This is a genomic window from Janthinobacterium sp. GW822-FHT07H11, from assembly GCF_058798615.1.
In genome coordinates this window covers 3,483,326-3,506,719 of record NZ_CM179507.1, presented here as the reverse complement: position 1 = coordinate 3,506,719, position 23,394 = coordinate 3,483,326, and the positions used below count along the sequence as shown (strand labels likewise).

Annotated in this window: 21 protein-coding genes; 16 read left to right on the top strand and 5 right to left on the bottom strand. The window is 64.8% G+C overall.

Translation table 11 applies throughout. The annotated features are described in order from the left end of the window. Positions 1 to 22: 22 nt before the first annotated feature. The gene (locus tag AC3RCJ_RS15425; protein ID WP_492964627.1) at positions 23 to 1,270 is read left to right on the top strand and encodes a hypothetical protein; all 1,248 of its coding nucleotides are present in this window, start codon (positions 23 to 25) and stop codon (positions 1,268 to 1,270) included. Position 1,271: 1 nt separating this feature from the next. Beyond that, on the top strand, positions 1,272 to 1,826 hold the full coding sequence (locus AC3RCJ_RS15420; protein ID WP_492964626.1) for a hypothetical protein: 555 nt from the start codon (positions 1,272 to 1,274) through the stop codon (positions 1,824 to 1,826). An 86-nt stretch (positions 1,827 to 1,912) separates the two neighbouring features. On the opposite strand, the gene AC3RCJ_RS15415 is transcribed toward AC3RCJ_RS15420, so the two are convergent. Beyond that, positions 1,913 to 2,500, bottom strand: a complete 588-nt coding sequence (locus AC3RCJ_RS15415) for a hypothetical protein (protein ID WP_492964625.1) — start codon at positions 2,498 to 2,500, stop codon at positions 1,913 to 1,915. Between the two features lie 318 nt (positions 2,501 to 2,818). Here AC3RCJ_RS15415 and AC3RCJ_RS15410 point away from each other — a divergent pair, with 318 nt between their 5' ends. The 9 genes from AC3RCJ_RS15410 to AC3RCJ_RS15370 all read left to right on the top strand — a co-directional run bounded on the left by AC3RCJ_RS15410 (position 2,819) and on the right by AC3RCJ_RS15370 (position 13,477). Beyond that, on the top strand, positions 2,819 to 5,011 hold the full coding sequence (locus AC3RCJ_RS15410; RefSeq protein ID WP_492964624.1) for a TonB-dependent receptor: 2,193 nt from the start codon (positions 2,819 to 2,821) through the stop codon (positions 5,009 to 5,011). Positions 5,012 to 5,085: 74 nt separating this feature from the next. After that, positions 5,086 to 5,967 carry a hypothetical protein gene (locus AC3RCJ_RS15405; RefSeq protein WP_492964623.1) on the top strand — a complete coding sequence of 294 codons (882 nt, stop codon included), beginning with the start codon at positions 5,086 to 5,088 and terminating at the stop codon, positions 5,965 to 5,967. Between the two features lie 68 nt (positions 5,968 to 6,035). Beyond that, on the top strand, positions 6,036 to 7,181 hold the full coding sequence (locus tag AC3RCJ_RS15400) for a sensor histidine kinase (protein WP_492964622.1): 1,146 nt from the start codon (positions 6,036 to 6,038) through the stop codon (positions 7,179 to 7,181). Positions 7,182 to 7,312: 131 nt separating this feature from the next. Then, positions 7,313 to 8,782: a circularly permuted type 2 ATP-grasp protein gene (locus AC3RCJ_RS15395; RefSeq protein WP_492964621.1), complete on the top strand. Its 1,470-nt coding sequence runs from the start codon at positions 7,313 to 7,315 to the stop codon at positions 8,780 to 8,782. Continuing rightward, on the top strand, positions 8,776 to 9,720 hold the full coding sequence (locus AC3RCJ_RS15390; RefSeq protein ID WP_492964620.1) for an alpha-E domain-containing protein: 945 nt from the start codon (positions 8,776 to 8,778) through the stop codon (positions 9,718 to 9,720). Before AC3RCJ_RS15395 ends, AC3RCJ_RS15390 begins: the two co-directional genes overlap by 7 nt. Beyond that, on the top strand, positions 9,720 to 10,529 hold the full coding sequence (locus AC3RCJ_RS15385) for a transglutaminase family protein (protein WP_492964619.1): 810 nt from the start codon (positions 9,720 to 9,722) through the stop codon (positions 10,527 to 10,529). Before AC3RCJ_RS15390 ends, AC3RCJ_RS15385 begins: the two co-directional genes overlap by 1 nt. A 91-nt stretch (positions 10,530 to 10,620) precedes the next feature. Next, the gene (locus tag AC3RCJ_RS15380; RefSeq protein WP_492964618.1) at positions 10,621 to 11,496 is read left to right on the top strand and encodes a proteasome-type protease; all 876 of its coding nucleotides are present in this window, start codon (positions 10,621 to 10,623) and stop codon (positions 11,494 to 11,496) included. A gap of 107 nt (positions 11,497 to 11,603) precedes the next feature. Then, on the top strand, positions 11,604 to 12,947 hold the full coding sequence (locus tag AC3RCJ_RS15375) for an alpha/beta hydrolase (RefSeq protein WP_492964617.1): 1,344 nt from the start codon (positions 11,604 to 11,606) through the stop codon (positions 12,945 to 12,947). 104 nt (positions 12,948 to 13,051) lie between these two features. Next, positions 13,052 to 13,477: a Fur family transcriptional regulator gene (locus AC3RCJ_RS15370; protein WP_492964616.1), complete on the top strand. Its 426-nt coding sequence runs from the start codon at positions 13,052 to 13,054 to the stop codon at positions 13,475 to 13,477. A gap of 12 nt (positions 13,478 to 13,489) precedes the next feature. Here the strand turns inward: AC3RCJ_RS15370 and AC3RCJ_RS15365 are convergent, their stop codons facing one another. From AC3RCJ_RS15365 to AC3RCJ_RS15350, 4 genes are read right to left on the bottom strand one after another with little or no spacing between them, the layout of a single operon-like run. Beyond that, positions 13,490 to 14,008, bottom strand: coding sequence for a GNAT family N-acetyltransferase (locus AC3RCJ_RS15365; protein ID WP_492964615.1), 519 nt, complete (start codon positions 14,006 to 14,008; stop codon positions 13,490 to 13,492). Between the two features lie 43 nt (positions 14,009 to 14,051). Beyond that, the gene (locus AC3RCJ_RS15360; RefSeq protein ID WP_492964614.1) at positions 14,052 to 14,840 is read right to left on the bottom strand and encodes a HoxN/HupN/NixA family nickel/cobalt transporter; all 789 of its coding nucleotides are present in this window, start codon (positions 14,838 to 14,840) and stop codon (positions 14,052 to 14,054) included. Next, entirely contained in the window at positions 14,837 to 15,850 is a 1,014-nt protein-coding gene (locus tag AC3RCJ_RS15355; RefSeq protein WP_492964613.1) for a CobW family GTP-binding protein, read from the bottom strand. Before AC3RCJ_RS15355 ends, AC3RCJ_RS15360 begins: the two co-directional genes overlap by 4 nt. A 19-nt stretch (positions 15,851 to 15,869) precedes the next feature. Further along, positions 15,870 to 17,102 carry a GTP-binding protein gene (locus AC3RCJ_RS15350; protein WP_492964612.1) on the bottom strand — a complete coding sequence of 411 codons (1,233 nt, stop codon included), beginning with the start codon at positions 17,100 to 17,102 and terminating at the stop codon, positions 15,870 to 15,872. 371 nt (positions 17,103 to 17,473) lie between these two features. Here AC3RCJ_RS15350 and AC3RCJ_RS15345 point away from each other — a divergent pair, with 371 nt between their 5' ends. The 5 genes from AC3RCJ_RS15345 to AC3RCJ_RS15325 all read left to right on the top strand — a co-directional run bounded on the left by AC3RCJ_RS15345 (position 17,474) and on the right by AC3RCJ_RS15325 (position 23,238). Further along, positions 17,474 to 18,160 (top strand): zinc metalloprotease, encoded by a 687-nt coding sequence (locus tag AC3RCJ_RS15345; RefSeq protein ID WP_492964611.1) that lies wholly within the window; start codon positions 17,474 to 17,476, stop codon positions 18,158 to 18,160. Positions 18,161 to 18,306: 146 nt separating this feature from the next. Further along, a complete protein-coding gene (locus AC3RCJ_RS15340) occupies positions 18,307 to 20,400 on the top strand; it encodes a bifunctional 2',3'-cyclic-nucleotide 2'-phosphodiesterase/3'-nucleotidase (protein WP_492964610.1) in 2,094 nt (697 codons plus the stop codon). A 60-nt stretch (positions 20,401 to 20,460) separates the two neighbouring features. Beyond that, entirely contained in the window at positions 20,461 to 21,153 is a 693-nt protein-coding gene (locus AC3RCJ_RS15335; RefSeq protein ID WP_492964609.1) for a tetratricopeptide repeat protein, read from the top strand. 128 nt (positions 21,154 to 21,281) lie between these two features. After that, the gene (locus AC3RCJ_RS15330; RefSeq protein ID WP_492964608.1) at positions 21,282 to 21,545 is read left to right on the top strand and encodes a hypothetical protein; all 264 of its coding nucleotides are present in this window, start codon (positions 21,282 to 21,284) and stop codon (positions 21,543 to 21,545) included. 256 nt (positions 21,546 to 21,801) lie between these two features. Further along, the gene (locus AC3RCJ_RS15325; protein WP_492964607.1) at positions 21,802 to 23,238 is read left to right on the top strand and encodes a catalase; all 1,437 of its coding nucleotides are present in this window, start codon (positions 21,802 to 21,804) and stop codon (positions 23,236 to 23,238) included. The last annotated feature ends 156 nt before the right edge of the window (positions 23,239 to 23,394 follow it).

The following is a 23,394-nucleotide window of genomic DNA, read 5'->3' as shown; positions in this document are numbered from 1 at the left end:
GCCACCATCGTCGTGGAGTTTAATGCCGCAAACGAAACCACATTACTCCGAGGAACTGTTCAATGGCGTGCATTCACGCGTTCATTGGCCTGCAATCATCGTGCGAGGATATATGCATTATTTTTTCCGGAAACCACAATGGGGAACACCGTCGCTGCCGCTCCTGTGCTGCCTGGGCCTGGCTACCTTGCTTGGCGGATGCAGCGCCCCACCAAAGGTCGATCCGGGCTTCGTCGCCGACCGCTGGTCCACGACACTGAGGGGTTTCAATATCGATCCCGTTTTCCTGCCGCGCCAGGTACATCTCGGCGACATCTATCTGGCGGGAGAATCCGCGCAGCAGGATGAAAGCGATGCCAACCGCTGGAAACGGCGCACCATGTATCTGGGCCGCGCGGCGGTGCAGCAGGCCATCTTGAACGATAGCAAAAGTCGCTTGAATCTTCCCCTCACCTCCAACGGCAAGCCCGGCGCCAATGTATTCGAGGCGGCGCCCACGACGACCGCATTGCGGCCCGTCGCCTTCCCCGGCTTCAACGTTTCCGAAATCAGGGAATCCGATCTCGCCGCCACTTTCCCGCTGAATCTGTTTCGTGCCGTATTCGGTGCCTCCAAAAGCAGTGAATTGGTCATGGCCATCAGCATACCGAGCGCCGAATACGAGGAAGTCCCGGCGCTCGAGGCATGGGATAAACTCGCGGAATTTTGCTGGCAGGAAGACCAGGAGCCGGTCTGCTCCGCCAGCAACCCGGTGATGCGCCACCTGTTCAACAACCTGAAGCTGCCCAACGATACGGCCGTGCTGATTCCCAAAATAGGCATAGTCACCTCCGTCTATTACGCACGGGAAATTAATTATTTCTACAATACGGGCCGGGCCTCGGCATTCGGCGCTGCGGCATCGCTGGCCTTGCCTGTGCCCGCAGCGCAAGCCGCCGCGCCGGGCAAGGAAGCGTCCGGCGCTGCCGCAACGGGGGCCGGCGCGCCCGGCGACGCCAAGACAGACGCACCCGCAACGGTAGCGGCCACGACTGAAACCATTGCGCTCAACAAGAAGGTACAGGACATGCAAATGCATATCGATGCGCTGCAAAAGAAAATGGAGGGAGCGGAAAAATACGGCTCGATCCGGGTAGTCTCCATCAGCAATGCGGGAACCACTCTGAGCCAGAGATTCGAAAGCCCCGTCGCCATAGGCTACAGGGCGATCTGGATATTTCCACTAGGGTACAAACCGCCCTCGTCCACCGCCCTGCAACAGGAGAAATAAGATGCCGACCTTGCAATATCGATATGTTTCCCGTGCAAACCGGCGGCGCCTGATTCTCGTCCTGGCGCTCGGCTGGCCTGGCCTGGCGCTACCGCCGGCCATGGCCTCAGCGACGTTTCCGCAGCTGCAGTATCCGAAGCAGCCCGATCGGACGCAGCTGAAGACCGATGCCGTCCAGCAGATCGCCGCCGCGCTTGACCGTCCATGTTCAAGCCAAGCGGCCGTGGCCTGGAACAGCGTGAAACCCGCGGACGACTTGCGCACGCTTGCCGGCGACATGATGGGCAATCTGCCGGCGTTCGAGAACCTGAGCGAGGTCGCCGCATTTGCAGGCAGGCCTGCAACGGGCGGTCAGCGCCTGTACACGGCAAAATTGCGCAACAATGCTTTTGTCTTCACCTTCCTGTGGATTGCCGGACCGGACAATGTCACGCTGCAGATCTGCAGCGACCAGCCGCTTGCCCTGACGACGAAGCAGAAATTCCCCCAATGTGTCACGACGACGGGAGCACTTGTGACACCATTGCAAACATGCCCGCCGAACGTCACCATGTAAAGGCAGGCCCGGCTCATGACATCCCGAGACCGGCGAAGCACGTGTTCGCCGCCGCCCTCCCATCGCCGCTGGCCGGCGGGCACACCCTAGTGCGGACAAGGCACCCGTTTCACCTTGCCGCCCGTCCTGAACGGGTCGGCGCCCGCGCCCGGGTTCTCGTCCATCGCATAGCAGGTCGAGCCGGCCGGCGTGCGCACGCGCGAAGCGGGCCGGCCATCGGCGGTCAGGTAATCGTCCACCGTCAGCACGGCGCCGCCGCGATAGGCGGACGCGAGGAGTGTGCGGAAACCGCCCTGGGCCGCGCTTTCCTCCGCCAGCCACGGCTTGTCCTTCCTCAGTTCCGTGCGCAAGGCCTTGTCGATGCTGCCGGCGGACTTGCGCGCGCGCGTGCGCAAGTCCTCGCCGGCAGGCACTGCGGGCACCTCGCCTGCCGGCGCGGCGATCGCCTCCGGTGCCGCCGGGGCGGCCTCGGGCTGCGCCAGCGGCATGGACGGTCCGGAAGCGCGCGCCGGGGCACGCCGGCGCGCCTGCGCCTGCGCCGGCGGCATGAGCATGGGCAAGGGCGGCGTCTGCGCCTGGGTCCGGGGCGGCATCAGGGTCATGAAGGCCACCTCCGTGTACTGCTTGAGCTGGCGCGGCGGCAGGAGCAGGAAATACACACCCAGCACATGCATGGCGAGGATCAGCGCAACGGCGGCGCCCCTCAGGCTGAGTCCCCGCTTCAGGCGAAGCGATGCAGACTGAAGGTGGCGTAACGATGGCATGCAAGATCCTGGAGGCGCGGGCGCGGGAGGCCTATTGTAGCGAGACTGGGCAATCGGCATGGATCAATCCGCAAGGTATCGTCTGGCGCGCCTTTTTTCGCCGGATTCCGGTGCCTGGACCGTCGGGTGTTGCGCGCGGCACCCATTTTCCAGGTCCGGCGCGCGCTTTTTCACGCGGGCCGCCTTCAGGGAATATAATGATAATCATTCTCATTATTATCGAACAATATGCCAGCCCTGCCCACCTTCCAGCTCATCCCCACACCGTTCGCCTTCGGCGCTTTCCTGCTGGCCAGTTCCGCCGCCGGCGCGCAGGACGCGCCCGGGGCGGGCGAGGCGCAAACCATGCCCACCGTCAGCATCAGCGCGTCGGCCGATGCCTCGGCCGACGGCTTGCCCAAGGCCTATGCGGGCGGCCAGCTGGCGCGCGGCGGGCGCCTGGGCCTGCTGGGCAACGTGGACATGATGGCCACGCCGTTCAATAGCCTCAACTACACGCAGGCGCTGATCCAGGACCAGCAGGCGCAAGGCGTGGGCGACGTGCTGCAAAACGATCCGGGCGTGCGCGTCACGCGCGGTTTCGGCAATTTCCAGGAAATGTACATGATACGCGGCTTCCCCGTGAATTCGGACGACCTCGCGTACAACGGCCTGTACGGCCTGCTGCCGCGCCAGTTCGTCGCAGCCGAGCTGCTCGAGCGCGTGGAAGTGTTCCGGGGCGCGAATACCTTCATCAATGGCGCGGCGCCGGGCGGCGGCGGTATCGGCGGCGCCATCAACCTGTTGCCCAAGCGGGCGCCGAATGCGCCGCTGACGCAGCTGACGGTGGGCGTGGAAAGCGGCGGCCAGGCCTATCTGGCCACCGATATCGCGCGCCGCTTCGGTCCCGACCACAATACGGGCATGCGCATCAATGCGGCGCGCCGCGATGGCGGCACGGCCGTCGACCGTGAAAAGCGCGAATTGAGCGTCTTTTCCATCGGCGCCGACTACCGTGGCCGCGACTTCCGTTTGTCGGCCGATGCCGGCTACCAGGACCACAAGCTGACGGCGCCGCGTCCCAGCGTGAACGTGGCGCCCGGCTTGGCGGTCCCGGCCGCGCCGGACGCCAGCCGCAATTTCGCCCAGGACTGGACGCATTCGAACGAACGCGACACCTTCGGCACCCTGCGCGGCGAATACGATATCGCCAGCGATGTGGTGGCCTGGGCCGCGCTGGGCGCGCGCAGCGGCAAGGAATCGAACGTGCTGGCCGTGCCCACGGTCGCCGGCGCGGATGGCGGCGGCACGGCTTACCGTTTCGACAATGAACGCCGCGACACCGTGCGCACGGGCGAGATCGGCGTGCGCGGCAAGGCTGTCACGGGCAGCGTCAGCCACAGCCTGAGCGCCACGGCGTCGAGCTTCCGGTCGCAATCGCGCAATGCCTACGGCATGAGCGGCAACTTCAACGCCAGCATCGAGGCGCCGTTCAATGCCGTGTCGCCGGCCGCCACCCTGTATGTTGGCGGCAAGCTGGACAATCCGCTGGTGACGTCGCGCAGCATCCTGTCGAGCTTTGCCGTGGCCGACACCATGGGCTTTGCCAACGACAGCGTGCTGCTGACCGTGGGCCTGCGCCGCCAGACCATCAAGGACGACAGCTACGACTACGACACGGGCCGGCAGACGGCTCCCGGCTACAGCGAAAGCACCACCACGCCGCTGGCGGGCCTCGTGTACCGCCCCGGCAAGGAACTGTCCGTGTATGCCAACTATATAGAAGGCTTGCAGAAAGGCGCCGTGGCGGGCGGCTTCGGCGTGACGAACAATATCGGCCAGGTCTTTGCGCCATACAAATCGAAACAGAAGGAAATCGGCGTCAAGTATGACGGCGGCCGCCTCGGCATGAGCGCCGCCCTGTTCACCACCAGGCAGCCGTTGGCGTACGTGGACAAGGGCACCTTCGGCGTGTTTGGCGAACAGCGCAACCGTGGCCTGGAATTGTCCGTCTTCGGCAGCCCGGCGCGCGGCTTGCGCCTGCTGGGCGGGTTGACCTTGCTCGATGCGGAACAGGTGACTGTGCAAGACCCGGCGAACAAGGGCAAGGACGCCATCGGCGTGCCGCGCAAACAGATCAATGCGGGCGTGGAGTGGGATGTGCCGGGCGTGCACGGCCTGGCGCTGACGGGCCGCGCCCTGTACACCGCGAGCCAGTATCTCGATGCGGCCAACCAGCAACAGCTGCCGTCGTGGACGCGCCTGGACCTGGGCGCCCGCTATACGGCCAGCATCGCCGAGCGCGCCGTGACCTTGCGCGCGCGCCTCGACAATGTAACGGACAAGAACTACTGGGCCTCGGCCGGCGGCGCTTCCGGCGCCGGCTACCTGGTGCTGGGCGCGCCGCGCACCGTCGTCGTCTCCGCCTCGGTCGATTTCTAGGCGGCAGGCCGGGCAGGGGCGCCGCGCCGCGTGTGCCCCTGTGCAATTGCTTGCGCCTGGGCGACAATGCGCACATGATACCGCGCCCCGCCCTCCTCTCCCTGCTGCTGTGCGCCACCGCCGGCACCGCCCTTGCCCAGAATCAAGCCGCCTGCCCGTATGCCGCCTGGAAAAGCGGCTTCAAGGGCGATGCGCGCGCGCAAGCCACGTGTCTGTTGCGCCCCGTCAAGCTGTATGCGCGCCTGGGCGCCAGCGCGCCCTTGCCGGACTTTCTCGACGCGCACGTGGGCAAGCAGACCGTCATCCGCCCGCAGCAGCTGCGCCGCTACCTGGCGGCCGAATCGATCAGCGAAGCGGATGCGGGCGGCGCCGTCGACGCGCCGCTGTCGCGCGCCGTGGGCCGGCTGGCGGCGCCCATGGCCCGCTATTTCGTGATCCACGACACCAGCTACCCGAATTTCCTGCTGGACCCCATTCCCGATCACATCAACGACGCCGGCTGGGATTTCAACGATTTCACTATCCGTAACCCGGCGCTGGGCGGCGGCCCGAAAGGCCATGTCTACGTGAACCGCCTCGGCGGTTCCCTGGCCGTGCGCGACTTCGGCACGGCAGGCTATGCCAGCAAGCTGGAAAAGGACAAGCCCTCGCTGACGGGCCTGTTCCTGCACGTGGAACTGGTGCAGCCGCGCCATTCCGTGCCCACGGGCGGCAAGGGCAACGACGGCCTGGCGCCCGACCCGGGCTTTACGCCCGCGCAATACGAGCGGCTGGCCCTGCTGTACCTGGCCGCCAGCGTGCGCAAGGGCACGTGGCTGATTCCCGCCTTTCACGCCGTGCTCGACACCGGCTATGCGAACGGGCATGACGACCCGCAGAATTTTTCGTTGATGCAGTGGTCGCAGGCGCTCGCCAGCCTGCATGCGGCCGTGGCGGCGGGCGGCACTGAACATTAAACCATTTCCCTGGCCGCCGATTTGGCGCATACTATCAGGAGCATAGCCACTGCCGCCAGGGAGCTCAGGTGAATATTGCCCCGGATCATCAACAAGCGCGACCGCATGCGCCCATGCGCGCGCAGCGCCTGCTTGCCATGCGCGACGCCGTGCTCGGCGAATGGGAACACCGGGTGCGCGCCAGCGTGCGCGGGGCCGACCAGCTGCTCACGCCCATCCTCATCAATACCCTGCCCGCCTTTTTCGACAATCTGGTCGAGGCGCTGATCCCCGGCCATCCGCGCAACAATGCCGCCAGCAACAGCAACGTGCCCGCCGTGCACGGCAATGAGCGCGCGCGCATGACCAATTACGGTCCGGAACAGGTGATCCAGGAATACCAGATCTTCCGCGACTGCTTCGCCGCCGTGGCCCACCAGGCCGGCGTGCCGCTGCGCCGCAAGGATTGGCGCGTCATCAACGAGTCGATCGACACGGGCATCCGCGAATCGATACGCGAATTTACCAACATGCATGAAAGCTTCCGGCGCCGCATCGCGGCCGGCCTGTCGCACGACATGCGCAATCCGCTGTCCGTCATTGCCACCAGCGCGCAACTGCTGATGCGGCCCGTGGCGGCGGAACGGGTGCCCGCGCTGGCGCATAAAATTGCCGAACACAGCCAGCGGCTCGACGCCATGATCGAGGAATTGCTCGACACCTTGAGCTACCGCGAAGGCCAGCGACTGCCGCTGGTGCTCGCCCGATTCGACATGCTGCCCCTCGTGCAGGCGGTCGCCAGCCAGGTCAATCTGCAGCATCCGGGCAAGTGCCGCGTCTCGGGGCAGCCGGTCATCGGCTGGTGGTGCGAAAATTCCGTGCGCCGGGCCATCGAAAACCTGGTCGGCAATGCCGTCAAGTATGGCAACGACGACCCCATCAGCCTGCACGTGGAAGACACGCATGAACGCATCATCGTCACCGTGCACAATGGCGGCCAGGCCATCGCGCCCGAGCAGACGGCCCGCATCTTCGACTACCTGCGCCGCGACAACCATGGCCCGGCGCCAGGCTGGGGCATCGGCCTGCCTTTCGTGCAGAACGTGGCCGAAAGCCATGGCGGCAGCATCGCCGTCGACAGTTCGCCCGAGACGGGCACCAGCTTCATCTTCGACCTGCCCGTCGATTGCCGGCCATTCGTGCCGTCCAGCAACTTGCCCGATACCGGCAATTAACGCACCAATACGGTGCGGATGACGGAGTTACGCCACAAAAGTGGTCATTTTTTACATGATTTCACGCACGCCGCATTGGCATGATTCCTGCTGAGCTATAGTCAGACCAAGGCTCAAGGGGAAATCACCACATGGCAAATTTTTTCAATGAAATGACTGCGGATGAAGTGGGGCCGGACAGCAAGGTACGCGAGCACTATCGTGAATTCGACAGCTGGCTGCGGCAGCAATCCCCCGACACCATCGCCCGCAAGCGGGCCGAAGCCGACCTGACCTTCCGCCGCGTCGGCATCACCTTTGCCGTCTACGGCGACGATGCGGGCACGGAGCGCCTGATACCGTTCGACACCATCCCGCGCATCATCCCCGCCGCCGAGTGGGCGCAGATGCAGACGGGCCTGGTACAGCGCGTGCAAGCCCTGAACATGTTCATCCATGATATTTATCATGAGCAGCGCATCATCAAGGCCGGCATCATTCCCGCCGAGCAAATCTACAAGAATGCCCAGTACCGCCCGGAAATGCAGGGCATCGCCGTCGCCTCCGACATTTACGCGCACATCGCCGGCGTCGACATCGTGCGCGCGGGCCAGGGCGAATTCTATGTACTGGAAGACAATTTAAGGGTGCCGTCCGGCGTCTCCTACATGCTGGAAGACCGCAAGATGATGATGCGGCTGTTCCCGGAACTGTTCGCGCGCAACCGCATCGCCCCCGTCGACCATTACCCGGACATGCTGCTCGATAACCTGCGCTCCGTCGCCCCGATGGGCGTGGACGACCCGACGGTGGTGGTCATGACGCCGGGCATGTACAACTCCGCCTACTTCGAGCACGCCTTCCTGGCCCAGCAGATGGGCGTGGAACTGGTCGAGGGCAAGGATTTGTTTGTCAACGACAATTCCGTCTACATGCGCACCACGCGCGGGCCGAAGAGGGTCGACGTGATCTACCGCCGGGTCGACGACGATTTCCTCGATCCGCTGGCCTTCCGCTCGGACTCGTCCCTGGGCGTGCCGGGCCTGCTGTCCGTCTACCGCGCGGGAAGGGTCACCCTGGCCAACGCCATCGGCACGGGCGTGGCCGACGACAAGTCGATCTATCCTTTTGTTCCCGACATGATCAAGTTCTACCTGTCGCAAGAACCTATTCTGAACAACGTGCCGACCTACCAGTGCCGCAAGGCGGCCGACCTGTCCTATGTGCTGGCCAATTTGCCGGCACTGGTGGTCAAGGAAGTGCATGGCGCGGGCGGCTACGGCATGCTGGTGGGACCGGCCGCCACGCGCGCGCAGATCGAGGATTTCCGCCGGCGCCTGCTGGCCAATCCGGGCGGCTACATCGCCCAGCCGACCTTGGCCCTGTCGGCCTGCCCCACCTACGTGGAATCGGGCATTGCGCCGCGCCATATCGACCTGCGCCCGTTCGTGCTGTCCGGCAAGACCATCTCCATGGTGCCCGGCGGCCTGACCCGCGTGGCGCTCGGTGAAGGCTCGCTGGTGGTCAACTCCTCGCAAGGGGGCGGCACCAAGGATACCTGGGTACTCGAAGCCACATTATCAGAAGAAAAAGCAGCTTTTGCAGGAGAGAAAACATGCTGAGCCGCACCGCCGATCATTTGTTCTGGATGGCCCGCTACACGGAGCGCGCCGAAAACACGGCCCGCATGCTGGACGTCAACATGCAGACGGCCATGCTGCCCCAGTCCGAGCACGATGCGGAACAGGGCTGGCGCGCCACCCTGGGCATTTCCGAACTGCAAAGCGCCTACGACCACCAATATGGCCGCTTCCACATGCGCGACGTGCTCGATTTCATGGTGCGCGACCCGAACAACCCGTCTTCCATCCTGGCCTGCCTGACGGGCGCGCGCGAAAACGCCCGCGCCGTGCGCGGCACCCTGACGACGGAAGTGTGGGAAATCCAGAACGCCACCTGGCTCGACATGCAGAAGCGCCTGAAAAGCAATCTGCTGGAAGCGGACCCCAGCGCCTTCTTCGAATGGGTCAAGTACCGCTCGCACCTGTCGCGCGGCGTGACCCTGGGCACCATGCTCAAGGACGAAGCCATCCACTTCATCCGCCTCGGCACCTTCCTCGAGCGGGCCGACAACACGGCGCGCATCCTCGACGTGAAGTTCCACGGCGCGCGCGAGACGTCGAAAGACGTCAGCCAGCGCGATTTCTATTACTGGGCGGCCCTGCTGCGCTCGGTGTCCGGCTTCGAGATCTACCGCAAGGTCTACCGCGACGTGATCACGCCGGAACGGGTGGCGCAATTGCTGATGCTGCGCGGCGACATGCCGCGCTCCCTGCTGGCCTGCATGGACGACGTGGTGGAAAACCTGAAACACATCCGCAACGATGTTTCCGCCGATACAGAGCGGTTTGCGGGCAAGCTGCATGCCGAGCTGAAATTCGGCCATATCGACGACATCATGAAGGCGGGCCTGCACCATACCTTGACGGAGTTTCTGGAAAACATCTATGAGCTGGGCAACCGCGTCAGCCGCGACTTCCTCGTTCCCCTGGCGGCCTGATGCAGCTCACCATCCGCCACGAAACCCGCTACGCCTACAGTGCGCCGCTGGCCTACACGATACAGCAGCTGCACCTGACGCCGCGCATCGAGCCGCAGCAGCGCGCGCTGTCCTGGCAAATCACCACGCCGGGCCGGTGCCACGCCTATACGGATGCCTACGGCAACCTGTCGCACATGCTGACGATCAATGGCAGCCACCAGTCGCTGAGCCTGGTCGCCCTGGGCGTGGTGGAAACCATCTATCCGCACAAGGGACGGCTGAACCTGGTCGATGCCCTGTCGCCGCTGCTGTTTACCATGCCGACGCCGCTGACGCAGGCCGATCCCGCCATCGTCGAGCTGGCGGCCGCCAGCCTGCCGGACCGCCGGGTGACGGCCGGCACCGGCCACTTGCTGCGCCTGGCCGAGCACATCGTCGGCCAGGTGGCGTATGAAAGCGGCGCCACCATGGTCACCACCACGGCCGGCGACGCCCTGGCGCTGGGGCGCGGCGTGTGCCAGGACCACGCGCATCTGTTCCTCGCCTGCTGCCACGCCTGGGGCATACCGGCCCGCTATGTGTCCGGCTATATCGATCCGGGCACGACGGGCCACGCGGCCAGCCACGCCTGGGTCGACGCCTGGACGGAAGACAGGGATTTCGCGGGCTGGGTCAGCATCGACGTCACGCATGCGCGGCTGATGACGGATGCGTATTGCCGCCTGGCCATCGGGCGCGACTACGATTCGGCCGCCCCCGTGCGCGGCGTGCGCCAGGGCGGCGGCACGGAAACGTTGACAGTCGATGTACAGATCGTGCCCGTATGAAGGTGCGGGAATGCGGCTGGCCGGGGCTGGCGGCGCAGAGTCCAGCCCCGGCTGGTGTAGAATGCTTCCCCTTTTGACTTGATTTACGACGATGACATATTGCATAGGCGTGCGCCTCAATGAAGGCCTGGTCTTCCTGTCGGACTCCCGCACGAATGCCGGCGTCGACCAGGTGGGCACCTTCCGCAAGATGAGCGTGTTCGAGAACCCGGGCGACCGCATGCTGGTGCTGATGACGGCCGGCAACCTGTCGATTTCGCAGGCGATCCGCCAGATCGTCTCCGACCACGTCGATGCGGACGGGCGCGGCATCTGGAACGTGGCCAGCATGTACGACGCGGCCCGCATCGTGGGGGACGCCGTGCGCACCGTGCACCAGCGCGAAGCGAAGGCGCTGGCCGACTGCGGCATCGATTTCAACGTCAGCATTATTCTGGGCGGCCAGATAGGCGCCGAGCGCTGCCGGCTGTTCCAGGTGTATTCGGCCGGCAATTTCATCGAATCGCACGATGAAAACACGTATTTCCAGATCGGCGAAGCCAAATACGGCAAGCCCATCATCGACAGGGTCATCACCCCGCACACGCGCCTCGATGAAGCGGCCAAGTGCGCGCTGATCTCGATGGATTCGACCCTGCGCTCGAATATTTCCGTCGGCTTGCCGCTCGATTTGCTCGTCTACGAGACGGGCCGCCTGGCCGTCACGCGCTTCGTCACCATCGATGAAAAGAACCAGTATTTCCGCATGATCCGCGATACCTGGGGCGAACAGCTGAAACAGGTGTTCGAAGGCATCGCCGATCCCGTGTGGAACGCCACGCCGGACACCACGACAAACGTGCTGTCGTCGACGAATATGCACAGCAAGCCCGTGCGCGTCGCGCTGCCGGAGCACGTGGGCGGCGGCGGGAGCGTGGCACCGCTGCAATCGCTGGCGCAGCAGTTCAGCGACGACAGCCAGCATTGATCCGCAGCGTGCCGCCTGCGCGCGCCGCTGGACAAGTCGCCTTCCGCATGCTTTTATGGCAATATGGATGACATGAAATCCAGATAGACCGGAAAGGCAGGTGGCGCATGGACTTGATCACTTCCGCCGTCGTGGCGGCCATCGGGCATGGCGCGCCCGGCCACGCGCCCGAAGCCGTCACCCGCCATTTTCAAAGCCTCATGCGGGCCATCGCCAAGTTCGACAGCGCCGCCGCCATCCTGGCCGCCATCGCCGCGCTGGAAGCGGCACCGGCCAGTACCGAGCTGCAACTGGCCCTGTCGGCCGCCCTGGCCACGGCCCGGGCGCCGGACGACATGGAAACCCTGTTTGCCGCGCAAGGCTTGCTCGATGCGCTGCAAGCCCCCGCCGCCCCTCCCCCGGCGCCAGCCGCGCCCGCGGCCGCGGAAAAGAGCGCCGTCGTGTCCAATTATGCGGTGGTGAGAGCTTATTTTGCCACCGACCGCCGGCGCGACCTGGGCAAGCCGCCCGCGCAGCGCTTCAGCGCCGAACGCAGCAACGACGGCACAGGCGGCGATGCCGCGCTCGCCTACGGCAGCTGCGACATCAGCATCCCGCGCGACCACCGCATGGGCCAGCTGGAATCGCCGTCGCTGTGGCGCCTCGAGTTTCGCGAAGACCCGGCCCGGCACGTGGTGCTGCTGAATGCCGAGGTACAAGACCAGGAGAATTTCTTTGCCGCCTTGAAAACCCAGGTGCGCGCCTCGGCCGGCAAGAGCGCCTTCGTCTTCGTGCATGGCTACAATGTGACGTTCGAGGATGCGGCCCGGCGCACGGGGCAGATGGCCTACGACCTGGGCTTCGATGGCGCCCCCGTGTTCTACAGCTGGCCGTCGCAGGGCGATCTCGCCAGCTACGCCGTCGATGAAAACAATATCGAGTGGAGCACGCCGCACATCGCGGCCTTCCTGGCCGATTTCCTCGCACGCAGCGAGGCGGCGCACGTCTACCTGATCGGCCACAGCATGGGCAACCGGGGCCTGGCGCGGGCCGTGGCCGAGCTGATGGCCGCGCAGCCCATGCTGGCGCAAAAGATCACGGACATCATCCTCACGGCGCCCGACATCGACGCCGCCATCTTCCAGCATGATATCGCGCCGAAACTGGCCGGCGCGCGCAACCCCGTCACCCTGTACGCCTCGTCGGAAGACCTGGCGCTGGCCGCCTCGAAGGCCGTGCACGGCTACCCGCGCGCGGGCGACAGCGGTGCCGGCATGCTGATCGTGGCCGGCGTGGAAACCATCGACGCCACCGGCGTGGACACGAGCTTCATGAAGCACGCGTATTTCGCGGAAAAGCGCTCGGCCCTGTCCGACATGTTTTATTTGATACGCAACAATACGCGCGCCGACCAGCGCTTTCTCGACCCCGTCGACACGCCCGCGGGCCGCTACTGGACGTTCAAGCCATGACGGCGTTTCATGCGGCGCAGCACACATGCTAAGATACGGCCCAGACGGTGGCAAGGGCACGGCGATCATGCCGCCAGCCCGTCCACCCCTAAGCAGGCCATATTATGTTGACATCTTCTTCTACACCGCAAGCCGAATCGCTGATACGCAACACCAACGCCCGCGTCACCAAGACGCGCGTGAAGGTGCTCGACTTTTTAATGGCGCAAAGCCGCTCGCTGACCCACCATGAAATCCAGCAGGCGCTGTCGCAGGACAGCGACATCGATTCCGTCACCCTGTACCGCGTGCTCGAGTGGCTGACGGAAAATGAACTGGTGCACCGCATCGCCGGCGCCGACCAGGTGTGGCGCTTCAGCGCGGGCGCCGGCCACCAGGCGCACGAACACGCGCACTTCCAGTGCACCAAGTGCGCCAACGTCACCTGCTTCAACGAAGTCAAGCTGCCCGCGCCCGTGGCCCTGCCGGAAGGCTTCAGCGGCGACGAGGTCGATTACCTGATCAAGGGCCTGTGCCCGCGCTGCAAGTAAGCCCCTCTGCCATCACTTGAGCAGCAAGGCCAGGTGATGCTCGTCATAAAACAGCTCGCCCACGCGCATCGAGCGCGGTTCCGTGCCGTAGCGGATGAAGCCCAGCGATTCATACAGCTGCCGCGCCGTATTGTTTTCCGCATTCACGCTCAGATGCACCTGCAGGATGGCCGGGTCGCGCTCGGCCTGCGCGATGCAGGCGCTGACGAGCCGGCGCGCCACGCCCTTGCCCCGGTGCGTCACATCGACGAACACGCCCCATAGCAAGGCCTTGTGCGACAGCTGGCGCAAGGGTTCGCGCCGCAAGCCCGCAAAACCGACCAGCCGGTCGCCGTCGAAGGCGCCGAACGCCTGCAGCATGGGGCCGCCGGCGATGCGCTGCACGTGCTCCTCGGGTGTGCGCGCCAGCTCGTCTTCGCGCGACGAGGAAAACGAGCTGGGCGAGTTCTCGATGGCGCGCAGGCGCAGCGCGCAAAAGGCGGCGGTGTCGGCTGGCGTCAGCAGGCGGATGGCGATATCGGGTGCGGGCATGGGAAGACTCGGCAGTTTTTTCCATTATACCCATGCCCTTGCCTCACGCGTGCACGCGGCGCAAGCCGTACAGGGTCCAGCCGTACAGGGCCGCCATCAGCAGCAGCATGGCCGCACCGAGGGCCGTGGTCCAGCTTTCCGGCAGCGCCCACGCCGCATCGAGCTTGGCGGCGGCCATATGGCCGGCCATGGCCACGCAGACGGCGACGATGGGCCAGCCCAGCCGGCGCCGGAAGGCGCGCACGAGGTGCGCCTGGCCCGTGCGCATGACCTTAGCCGTGACCCAGCCATCGACAGTATCCGTCACGCCCATGCCCACGGCAAACACCAGCCCCGTCAGCACGGCCGGGGCCATGCCGCCCAGGGCCATGGCCGCATAGCCCCAGGCGGCGGCCTGCAGGACCGTGTCGAACACCAGCGCGAACAGCACGCCGACGAGGATGGCGCCGAACGGCCCGGACGCGCCCCGCAGCCAGCCGGGCAGCAGCCGGCCGCGCACCTGGGCCAGTTGCGCGCCTGCCAGCAGGCTGCGCGCATTCAGGGCGGCAATGAGCAGCAGCAAGGCGATGGGCAGCCACTCGAGCCAGCCGAACACGCCGGGCGAGGGAGAAAACTGCCGCGACGCCAGGGCGGCGACAGCCACGATGGCCAGCACGGCGAGGCCATGCCCCAGCGCAAACAGCGCGCCCATCCACGGCGCCCAGCGCGCATGGGCGCACTGGCTGCGCAAGGTCAGGCCGTCGACGGCGGCCAGGTGGTCCGGTTCCAGGCCATGGCGCATGCCAAGGATAAAAATCAGCGCCAGCGCGGGCAAGCCCGCTTCCACGCTCATGCCGCCACCTGGGTCGGCCTGTCCGCCGTGGCCCCCGTCGTCGCGCAGCGGTCCAGCCCCCGCGTCAGCATCTCTTGCGGCAAGTCGCGGCCGATGAAGATCATCGTGCTGGCGCGCGTCTCGCCCTCTTGCCACGGCGCGCCCAGCTCCGACCCCATCAGCATGTGCACGCCCTGGAAGACGGCGCGGCACGGCGTGTCGGCAAGGTATAAAATGCCCTTGTAGCGCATCAGCTGGGTGCCGAACAGCTGCACCACGGCATCGAGGAAGTTTTCCACCTGCAGCAAATCGAGGGGCCGGGACTGGTGGTAGACGAACGATTGCACGCCGTCGCCGTGGCGGTGGCCCAATTCCCCCAGGAAATCCGGCTCCAGCTCGACGATGGCGTTCAGATTGAAACCGCGAATGTTCAGGATATCGCGCAGCGGCACGTTGCCGAAACGCACTTTCTGTATGCCGGCGCGGCCATTGATGGCGACCAGGCGCTGGCGCAGCGCGGCCAGCGCGTCCTTGTCGACCAGGTCCGTCTTCGACAGCAGGATGCGGTCGGCAAAGCCCACCTGCTCCTGCGCTTCCTTGTGCGCAGTCAATTGCTGCTGCGCATGGCGCGCATCGACCACGGTCAATATGGCGTCCAGCATGTAGAACTCGCTGACGGACGGCTCCGCAAAGAAGGTCTGCGCCACGGGACCCGGCGCGGCCAGGCCCGTCGTTTCGATGATCACGTGGTCAAACGCGATGGTTCCCGCTGCGCGTTTCGCGTGCAGCTCGCCCAGGATACGGATCAGGTCGCCGCGCACGCTGCAGCAGATGCAGCCATTGTTCATTTCCACGATCTGCTCCTCGCTGTCCTGTACCAGCAAGCCGTGGTCGATGCTTTCGGCGGCGAATTCATTTTCGATCACGGCGATGCGCACGCCGTGGTCGCCCTGCAATATGCGCTTGAGCAAGGTGGTTTTCCCGCTGCCGAGAAAACCCGTGATGATGGTGACGGGGATCAGTTCTGTCATGTTGCTTTCCTATCGATGGTTAATCGTCGAGTTCTTCCATCCGTTGCCATTGGGGAAACGGGTCGGGCAGCTTGCGCCAGGCGGCCATGCCCTGGCGCGTTTCCGTGGGGTTGAGTTGACATGTATTCAAGTTCGCCACGATGGCGGCCTGGTCCATGTCCTGGCCGATGAAGACAAGCTCCTGGTAGCGGTCGCCATACGTTTCGCTCCAGCCCGCCTTCACTTCCGCCAGCTCGGCGGCATCCGTGGGCCAGCGTTCCTGCGGCACGGCCGCCCACCACAGGCCCACGGGTTCGATATTCACCAGCTTGCCCGCGCCGGACAGGCTGGCCACCCATTCGGGACGGCTGGCCAGCCAGAAATATCCCTTGCTGCGCACCACGCCCGGTATCGGCTGCGAAATATAGTCGTGCAGGCGCTGCGCGTGGAACGGTTCCCTGGCCCGGTAGACGAAGCTGCCGATGCCGTAGGTGTCCGTCTCCGGCGCGTGCACGCCGGCCAGGGCCAAAGCCCAGCCCGGCATGGCGGCCGCCTGCTCCAGGTCGAACAAGTTCGTGCCCAGGATGGCGTCCAGCGGCACGACGGACTGGCTCGTTTCGATGATGCGCGCGCCGGGATTGAGGGCTTTTAGAACGGCCAGCACGCGCAGGCGCTCGGCCGCCGCCACCAGGTCGACCTTGTTGAGCACGATGACATTGGCAAACTCGATCTGTTCGGTCAGCAAGTTGGCCAGCTGGCGGTCGTCGCCCTCGCCCGCCGTTTCTCCCCGCTGCTCCAGGCTGTCTTCGCTATGGAAATCGTCGAGCAGGTTGGCGCAGTCGACCACGGTGACCATGCAGTCGATGCGCGCCACGTCGTTCAGGCTGTCGCCGTGCTCGTCCTCGAAGTCGAAGGTGGCGGCCACGGGCATCGGTTCGCCCACGCCCGTCGATTCGATCAGCAGATAATCGAAGCGCCCTTCCAGGGCCAGGCGCCGCACTTCCAGTAATAAATCGTCGCGCAGGGTGCAGCAGATGCAGCCGTTCGACATTTCCACGAGCTTTTCTTGCGTGCGCGACAGGGCCGCGCCGGCCGCCGCCGCGCTGTCTTTCACCAGCGCGGCGTCGATATTGACTTCGCTCATGTCGTTGACGATGACGGCCACGCGCTTGCCTTCGCGGTTGCGCAGTATGTGGTTGAGCAAGGTGGTCTTGCCGGCGCCGAGAAAACCGGACAGGACGGTGACGGGGAGTGTGCGCTGGAGCTGGGGCATGGGCTTCCTTCGGATGGTGGTGGATGGATTCGCATAAGGACGGGGCGGCGGTGCGCCGCGCCGCTCAACGCAAGTTAGTTGCATGTGGAATTATAATGCAACTGACTTGCATGTGTGCGGTCATCCGTGGCTGCCGGCACGAAGCGTCTATCCGGAACGATCTTTCCGTGGCTTTGTCCTGGCGCAAAGATGGCGATTGCAGGCGGGCTGCCGCCGTGCCGGCCGTCGGGCGCAGGCGCCATGGACATGCTGCCGCTGCTGCTTTTTTGTAAATAGCTGAGGTACAATCGCCTGCCGCGGCAATAAAGCTTTCGGCCTTGATAGGCAAGCCATTTCCCGGCCCTGCCAAAACCATTAAAACGAGAACCTAGATGAAATTGAACCTGATCGCAATGGCCCTGCTCTGTGGTGGATTATCAGCATGTGGCGGCGGTGACAATGTCAGCGCAAGCGATAGCGATGTGATTGCCAATATCAAGTCCAGCAATATTGATTTTTCAAGCGCGAATCGTCCGGCTGGCACCTGGCGCTGGCTGGGCACCCCGCAACAGCACGTTGCCGTCTATGTCACGCCGCCGGCGGCGGGCAACGCTACCGAGCTGGATTACTCGGGCAAGACGCAAAACGCGATCGCGCAGATTAATACGAAATTGCGCGGCCTGTTGGTGCTCGATGCGGTCAATACTGTTCCCGCAAGCGGTAACTATATTCTCGTCAGTTATGGCACGTCATATGTGCCGCCCAATTCCACCGACTATGCCAGTTACTGTGCCAATGTGGCGACAGGGAAAAACATGGGCAACCCGATTCAGCCAGGCAGCCAGAATGGCATCGGTTCGAATCCCGTGTATCTGAATCTGGGCAATGGGCATTGCAACGTCACCCAGGATATCGTGACGCATGAGTTTGGACATGCGCTTGGACTGGCCAACCATTTCAATGGCTTTGGCAATGGTCCGGCGATTTCCGCGTCCTACTGGGATGCGCTGGCGACGCTGTACGCGAATGCGCCGTCGACGACGGCGGCAAATCTGTCGATTCGCCGCGCAGCGGACTGACGCCGGGCACGCACGCCGGGCGGCCGGGCGCGCCGCCCTTCCCCGCTTCCCGCCGGCCCCCGCATCGATGCGCCTTGCCACGCTGTCATGGTGGCGTCATATGCCCGCGTTACAGTCGCGTCCTTTGAATCTTTCCGAGGGCGGTAATGAAAACAAATTGGGTCATGCTGGCGGCGCTGGCAAGTGTGGGGCTGGTCGGCTGCAATGGCGGTTCGACGACGGCGCAGGTCATTCCAGAAGGCACCACGGTCACGGTGGCGCTGCTGGAAACGACGGACCTTCATTCGAATGTCCTCAGCTATAACTATTACGCGCTGGCCGACGACACCAGCCTGGGCCTGGAGCGCACGTCCACCCTGATCCAGGCGGCGCGCGCGGAAAATCCGAACAATGTGCTGCTCGACGATGGCGACGTCATCCAGGGCACCCTGCTGGCGGACCTGCAGGCCGTGGCCGCTCCCGTGCCGTGCGCGGGCACCCTGGCCGTGCACAAGGCCATGAACGCGCTGAAATACGACGCGGGCGGCATGGGCAACCATGAATTCAACTATGGCCTCGCTTTCCTGAGCCAGATCACCAACACGGATTTCGGCATACCGGGCGTGGCCAAGCCGACGGGCAACTGCGGCGCCCCCGCCTTCCCTTCCGTGCTGAGCAATGTCGTCGGCGTGGCCAGCGGCAAGCCCATCTTCCAGCCCTACACCATGCTGCCCCGCGATTTCACGGCCGTGAAACCGGACGGCGGCAAGCTCGACGTGAAAATCAATGTGGGCGTGCTGAGCTTCGTGCCGCCGCAAATCCTCGAATGGGACCAGAAAGTGCTCGCCGGCAAGGTCAGCGTCAAGGGCGTGCAGGAAACGGCCAAGCAGTACGTGCCGGAATTGCGCAGCAAGGGCGCCGACATCGTCGTGGCCCTGTCGCATGGCGGCCTGGACACCAGCGCCTACAGCCCGAAGATGGAAAACGGCAGCTATCACCTGACCAGCACGGGCATCGACGCGCTGATGATAGGCCACTCGCACTTGATCTTCCCGAAAGGCAAGGAAGAAGGCGCTGCCGCGCTGGACGCCTCGTTTGCCGCCTTCCCGGCCAGCGCCAAGATCGACGCCGTCAACGGTTTTGTGAACGGCGTGCCGACCGTCATGGCGCAAAGCTGGGGCCGCCGCCTGGGCATCATCAAGCTGACCCTGGCATTCCAGTCCGGGCGTTGGGTGGTGCAGCCGGCCAAGACCACGGTCGAATCGCGCGGTTTCAAATACACGGATGGCAAGACGCTCGTGAAAGCCGACCCGGCCATCGCGCCGCTGGTGGCCACCGAACACGCGGCCACCATCGCCTATGCCAAGCAGCCGCTGGGCATCAGCACGGATTTCGAGATGTCGGCCTATTTTGCGCTGGTGGGCGACGTCAGCGCCATCCAGCTGGTGAACCAGGCCCAGCTCGATTATGTGAAAAATTTCATCGCCAGCAGCACGGATGCGACCTTGTCGAGCTACAAGAACATTCCCGTCATCTCGTGCAGCGCGCCGTTCAAGGCGGGCCGCAACGGGCCGTCGGACTTCACGGACGTGGCGTCCGGCGCCTCGCCGGCCGCCCCGGTCGGCCTGCAGGTGCGCAATCCGGGCGATTTGTATTTATATAGCAACAACAACCTGCAAGCCGTGAAGATCAAGGGATCGGACTTGAAGGCCTGGCTGGAAACGTCGGCCAAGCAATTCGCCCAGATCGACCCGAACGCCACGGCCGAGCAGGACCTGGTGCCGTCGTATGGCACGATCTACAACTATGACGTGTTCTACGCGGAAAACAATGCGCTGACATACCAGATCGACGTGACGAAAAAGATCGGCAGCCGCATCGTCAACCTCCTGTACAAGGGCGCGCCCGTGGCCGACGGCGATGACTTCATCGTCGCCACCAACGACTACCGCGCCGGCGGCGGCGCCGTGCCCGGCATCGACGGCAGCAAGACCATCATCAAGTCGCCCGATGCGAATCAGGCCGTGGTCAGCACTTACCTGGCTTCGCTGAGCAGCAAGGGCGGCAAGGTGACCCTGGCGGCCAACGGCAGCGCGCGCAGCTGGAGCTTCGTCAAGACGGCCACGGCCGGCCCCGTGATCCTGCGTTCGGCGCCGGGCCACCTGGCGCTGGCAAAGGGCAGCGGCATCGCCAATGTGGCGTCCGAAGGCGGGCTCGACGCCAGCGGCTTTGCCAAGTACGTCATCGACCTGTCCAAGTAAGCCTGCCGGGCCGGGATGCCGCTCTGGCATTCCGGCCCGCTTTTATCGAAGGTGATCCAGATGAAACAAGCGCTTTCCCTCCCCGCCCTCGTGCTGGCCGGCGTCCTGGCCGCCTGCCAGTCGTCGCCGCCGCCCACGGCGGCCGAAATCGAGGCGCTGGCCATGCAGGCGCGCCAGGCGGGCGACCACCAGGCCGAACGCAAGGTCCGCAGCTGGGCCGGCAAGGACATGCCTGTCGCCAAGCGCGAACTGGCGCTGATTTACCAGCCCCGCGCGGCACGCCGCGCCGAGGCATTGAGCCTGTTCGAACAGGCGGCCCGCGCCGGCGACACGGAAGCGGCGTTCGAACTGGGCCAGATGCGGCGCGCCGCCACCCCGGAGCAGGCGTGGCCGTGGTACCGCCAGGCGGCGCAGCAAGGCCATGCGAAGGCGGCATTGATGCTGGGCTTGCTGGCAGCCAACGGCGAAGGCGTGCCCAAAGATCAAGCGGTCGCGGCGCGCTGGCTGGAAAAATCAAGCGAGCTGGGCAATCCACATGCCATGTTCCTGCTGTACAACGCCTACCGCGAAGGCCGTGGCGTGGCGCGCGACCTGGCCAGGGGCCGTGAATGGCTGGAAGAAGCGGCCCACCACGAGTACCCGCCCGCCATCCAGGAACTGGCCATGACGGTGCAGGCGGACGACGCCGTGCGCGCCGGCCACCTGATGAAGGAAGCGACCGAGCACCGGCACAATAACTGGAACAAGTTTTAAGCCAGGTCAAGGCCAGCCTGTATTTCTGTGTGAAATATTTGCCAGAAGCATAAGCTTGCCTGGCACGCACATGGGTTCGTGCGCAATTTCAGCGCGAGGCAGGCATGGCAGATCACCGGACAGGCCCCATGAAGAAGAGCGACTTGCAGTTCAGCTACCGGGACGGCCCGGCGGACGGCGACGACCCGGCGCTACGCGCCATCCCCGACAGCGTCTTGCTGAACCGCCACGAATGGTATGAAGTGCTGTACAGCTGCAACAGCTGGTCGGGCGGCAGCCTGGCGACGGCGCTCAAATGCGAGCGGCTGATCCAGCGCCACTTGCCCGCCGGGATACGCGGCCATGCGGCCGTGCTGGCCTGGCTGCGCGCCCACTGGGCCAGCTACCGCTGAGGCGGGAACATCACGCCGGACTTTGCGCCAGGTCTATCGTGTTGGGCTAGACCTGGCCGACGGGCTATGATGGGCCAGCCGCCTCTCCGGCGGCGGCGGGGCAGCGGCACGCCCCGAAAATGCATTACACTGAATTTGCTTTTTAGAAATTTGTTACTCTGGACCAGCCTCGGTGAGCGCATTGTATTGCTCAGCCCAGCCAGTGTTTGGGCAGGCCCTGGCTCGTCCGTCGACCTCCCTATAAAGAAAGAGTCCAATGAAAAAGCTGACCACCGCCTTTGGCGCGCCTGTCGTCGACAACCAGAACATCCAGACGGCCGGCCCGCGTGGCCCCGCCTTGCTGCAGGATGTGTGGTTCCTGGAAAAGCTGGCCCACTTCGACCGCGAAGTCATCCCCGAACGCCGCATGCATGCCAAGGGATCGGGCGCGCACGGCACGTTTACCGTCACGCACGACATCACGCGCTACACGCGGGCGAAGATTTTTGGCGCAGTGGGCAAGCAAACGCCGATGTTCGCGCGCTTTTCCACGGTGGCCGGCGAACGGGGCGCGGCGGACGCGGAACGCGACATCCGCGGCTTTGCCCTGAAGTTTTATACGGAAGAAGGCAACTGGGACCTGGTCGGCAACAACACGCCCGTGTTCTTCATGCGCGACCCGCTGAAATTCCCCGACTTGAACCACGCCATCAAGCGCGACCCGCGCACCGGCTTGCGCAGCGCCAACAGCAACTGGGACTTCTGGACCTCGCTGCCCGAAGCGCTGCACCAGGTGACGGTGGTGATGAGCGACCGGGGCTTGCCGCGCAGCTTCCGCCACATGCACGGCTTCGGCAGCCATACCTTCAGCTTCCTGAATGCGCAAAACGAGCGTTTCTGGGTCAAGTTCACGTTCAAAACCCAGCAAGGGATACAAAACCTGACGGACGCCGAAGCCGAGGCGCTGGTCGGCAAGGACCGCGAAAGCTCGCACCGCGACCTGTACGACAGCATCGAGAACAAGGACTTCCCCCGCTGGACCCTGTACGTGCAGATCATGCCGGAAAAAGAGGCAGGCACCTACCACCTGAATCCCTTCGACCTGTCGAAAGTGTGGCCGCACGGCGACTATCCGCTGATCGAGGTGGGCGTGCTGGAACTGAACCGCAATGCCGACAACCACTTCGCGGAAGTCGAGCAGGCCGCCTTCAACCCGGCCAACGTCGTGCCCGGCATCAGCTTTTCGCCGGACAAGATGCTGCAGGGCCGCCTGTTCTCGTATGGCGACGCGCAGCGCTACCGCCTCGGCGTCAACCACAGCCATATTCCCGTGAATGCGCCGAAATGCCCGTTCCACAGCTACCACCGCGACGGCCAGATGCGAGTCGACGGCAACCAGGGGGGAACCTTGGGCTATGAACCGAACAGCGAGCAGCAATGGGCCGAGCAGCCAGATTTCCGCGAACCGCCATTGAGCATCGAAGGTGCGGCCGACCACTGGAACCACAGGGTCGACGAGGATTACTATTCGCAGCCGCGTGCCCTGTTCCAGCTGATGACGCCGGCACAGCAGCAAGCCTTGTTCGACAACACGGCGCGCGCCATCTCGGGCGCGTCGGCACAGGTCAAGCAACGCCACATCGGCAACTGCACCCTGTGCGACCCGGCCTATGGCGCGGGCGTGGCCGAGGCGATAGGCCGGCTGAGCAAATAAGCCGCGCCACCGTTGCCGCCGCGCCAAGGGCGGCAGCGGCGGCGGCAGCGGCAGGCGCCGCCGAAGCGCACGATCTCCGATGGGCTCATCGGATGCTTTCATCGGATGCCCTGGCCTGCAAGCGCGCCTGGCCGGCCTGGCCGGCGCGTGCGGGCG

What these genes read in the sequence shown, in the direction of transcription:
- AC3RCJ_RS15425 (WP_492964627.1), top strand. Translation starts at nt 23, where the DNA reads ATGCCGCAAACGAAACCACATTACTCCGAGGAACTGTTCAATGGCGTG.
- AC3RCJ_RS15420 (WP_492964626.1), top strand. Translation starts at nt 1,272, where the DNA reads ATGCCGACCTTGCAATATCGATATGTTTCCCGTGCAAACCGGCGGCGC.
- AC3RCJ_RS15415 (WP_492964625.1), bottom strand. Translation starts at nt 2,500, where the DNA reads ATGCATGTGCTGGGTGTGTATTTCCTGCTCCTGCCGCCGCGCCAGCTC.
- AC3RCJ_RS15410 (WP_492964624.1), top strand. Translation starts at nt 2,819, where the DNA reads ATGCCAGCCCTGCCCACCTTCCAGCTCATCCCCACACCGTTCGCCTTC.
- AC3RCJ_RS15405 (WP_492964623.1), top strand. Translation starts at nt 5,086, where the DNA reads ATGATACCGCGCCCCGCCCTCCTCTCCCTGCTGCTGTGCGCCACCGCC.
- AC3RCJ_RS15395 (WP_492964621.1), top strand. Translation starts at nt 7,313, where the DNA reads ATGGCAAATTTTTTCAATGAAATGACTGCGGATGAAGTGGGGCCGGAC.
- AC3RCJ_RS15390 (WP_492964620.1), top strand. Translation starts at nt 8,776, where the DNA reads ATGCTGAGCCGCACCGCCGATCATTTGTTCTGGATGGCCCGCTACACG.
- AC3RCJ_RS15385 (WP_492964619.1), top strand. Translation starts at nt 9,720, where the DNA reads ATGCAGCTCACCATCCGCCACGAAACCCGCTACGCCTACAGTGCGCCG.
- AC3RCJ_RS15380 (WP_492964618.1), top strand. Translation starts at nt 10,621, where the DNA reads ATGACATATTGCATAGGCGTGCGCCTCAATGAAGGCCTGGTCTTCCTG.
- AC3RCJ_RS15375 (WP_492964617.1), top strand. Translation starts at nt 11,604, where the DNA reads ATGGACTTGATCACTTCCGCCGTCGTGGCGGCCATCGGGCATGGCGCG.
- AC3RCJ_RS15370 (WP_492964616.1), top strand. Translation starts at nt 13,052, where the DNA reads ATGTTGACATCTTCTTCTACACCGCAAGCCGAATCGCTGATACGCAAC.
- AC3RCJ_RS15365 (WP_492964615.1), bottom strand. Translation starts at nt 14,008, where the DNA reads ATGCCCGCACCCGATATCGCCATCCGCCTGCTGACGCCAGCCGACACC.
- AC3RCJ_RS15360 (WP_492964614.1), bottom strand. Translation starts at nt 14,840, where the DNA reads ATGAGCGTGGAAGCGGGCTTGCCCGCGCTGGCGCTGATTTTTATCCTT.
- AC3RCJ_RS15355 (WP_492964613.1), bottom strand. Translation starts at nt 15,850, where the DNA reads ATGACAGAACTGATCCCCGTCACCATCATCACGGGTTTTCTCGGCAGC.
- AC3RCJ_RS15350 (WP_492964612.1), bottom strand. Translation starts at nt 17,102, where the DNA reads ATGCCCCAGCTCCAGCGCACACTCCCCGTCACCGTCCTGTCCGGTTTT.
- AC3RCJ_RS15345 (WP_492964611.1), top strand. Translation starts at nt 17,474, where the DNA reads ATGAAATTGAACCTGATCGCAATGGCCCTGCTCTGTGGTGGATTATCA.
- AC3RCJ_RS15340 (WP_492964610.1), top strand. Translation starts at nt 18,307, where the DNA reads ATGAAAACAAATTGGGTCATGCTGGCGGCGCTGGCAAGTGTGGGGCTG.
- AC3RCJ_RS15335 (WP_492964609.1), top strand. Translation starts at nt 20,461, where the DNA reads ATGAAACAAGCGCTTTCCCTCCCCGCCCTCGTGCTGGCCGGCGTCCTG.
- AC3RCJ_RS15330 (WP_492964608.1), top strand. Translation starts at nt 21,282, where the DNA reads ATGAAGAAGAGCGACTTGCAGTTCAGCTACCGGGACGGCCCGGCGGAC.
- AC3RCJ_RS15325 (WP_492964607.1), top strand. Translation starts at nt 21,802, where the DNA reads ATGAAAAAGCTGACCACCGCCTTTGGCGCGCCTGTCGTCGACAACCAG.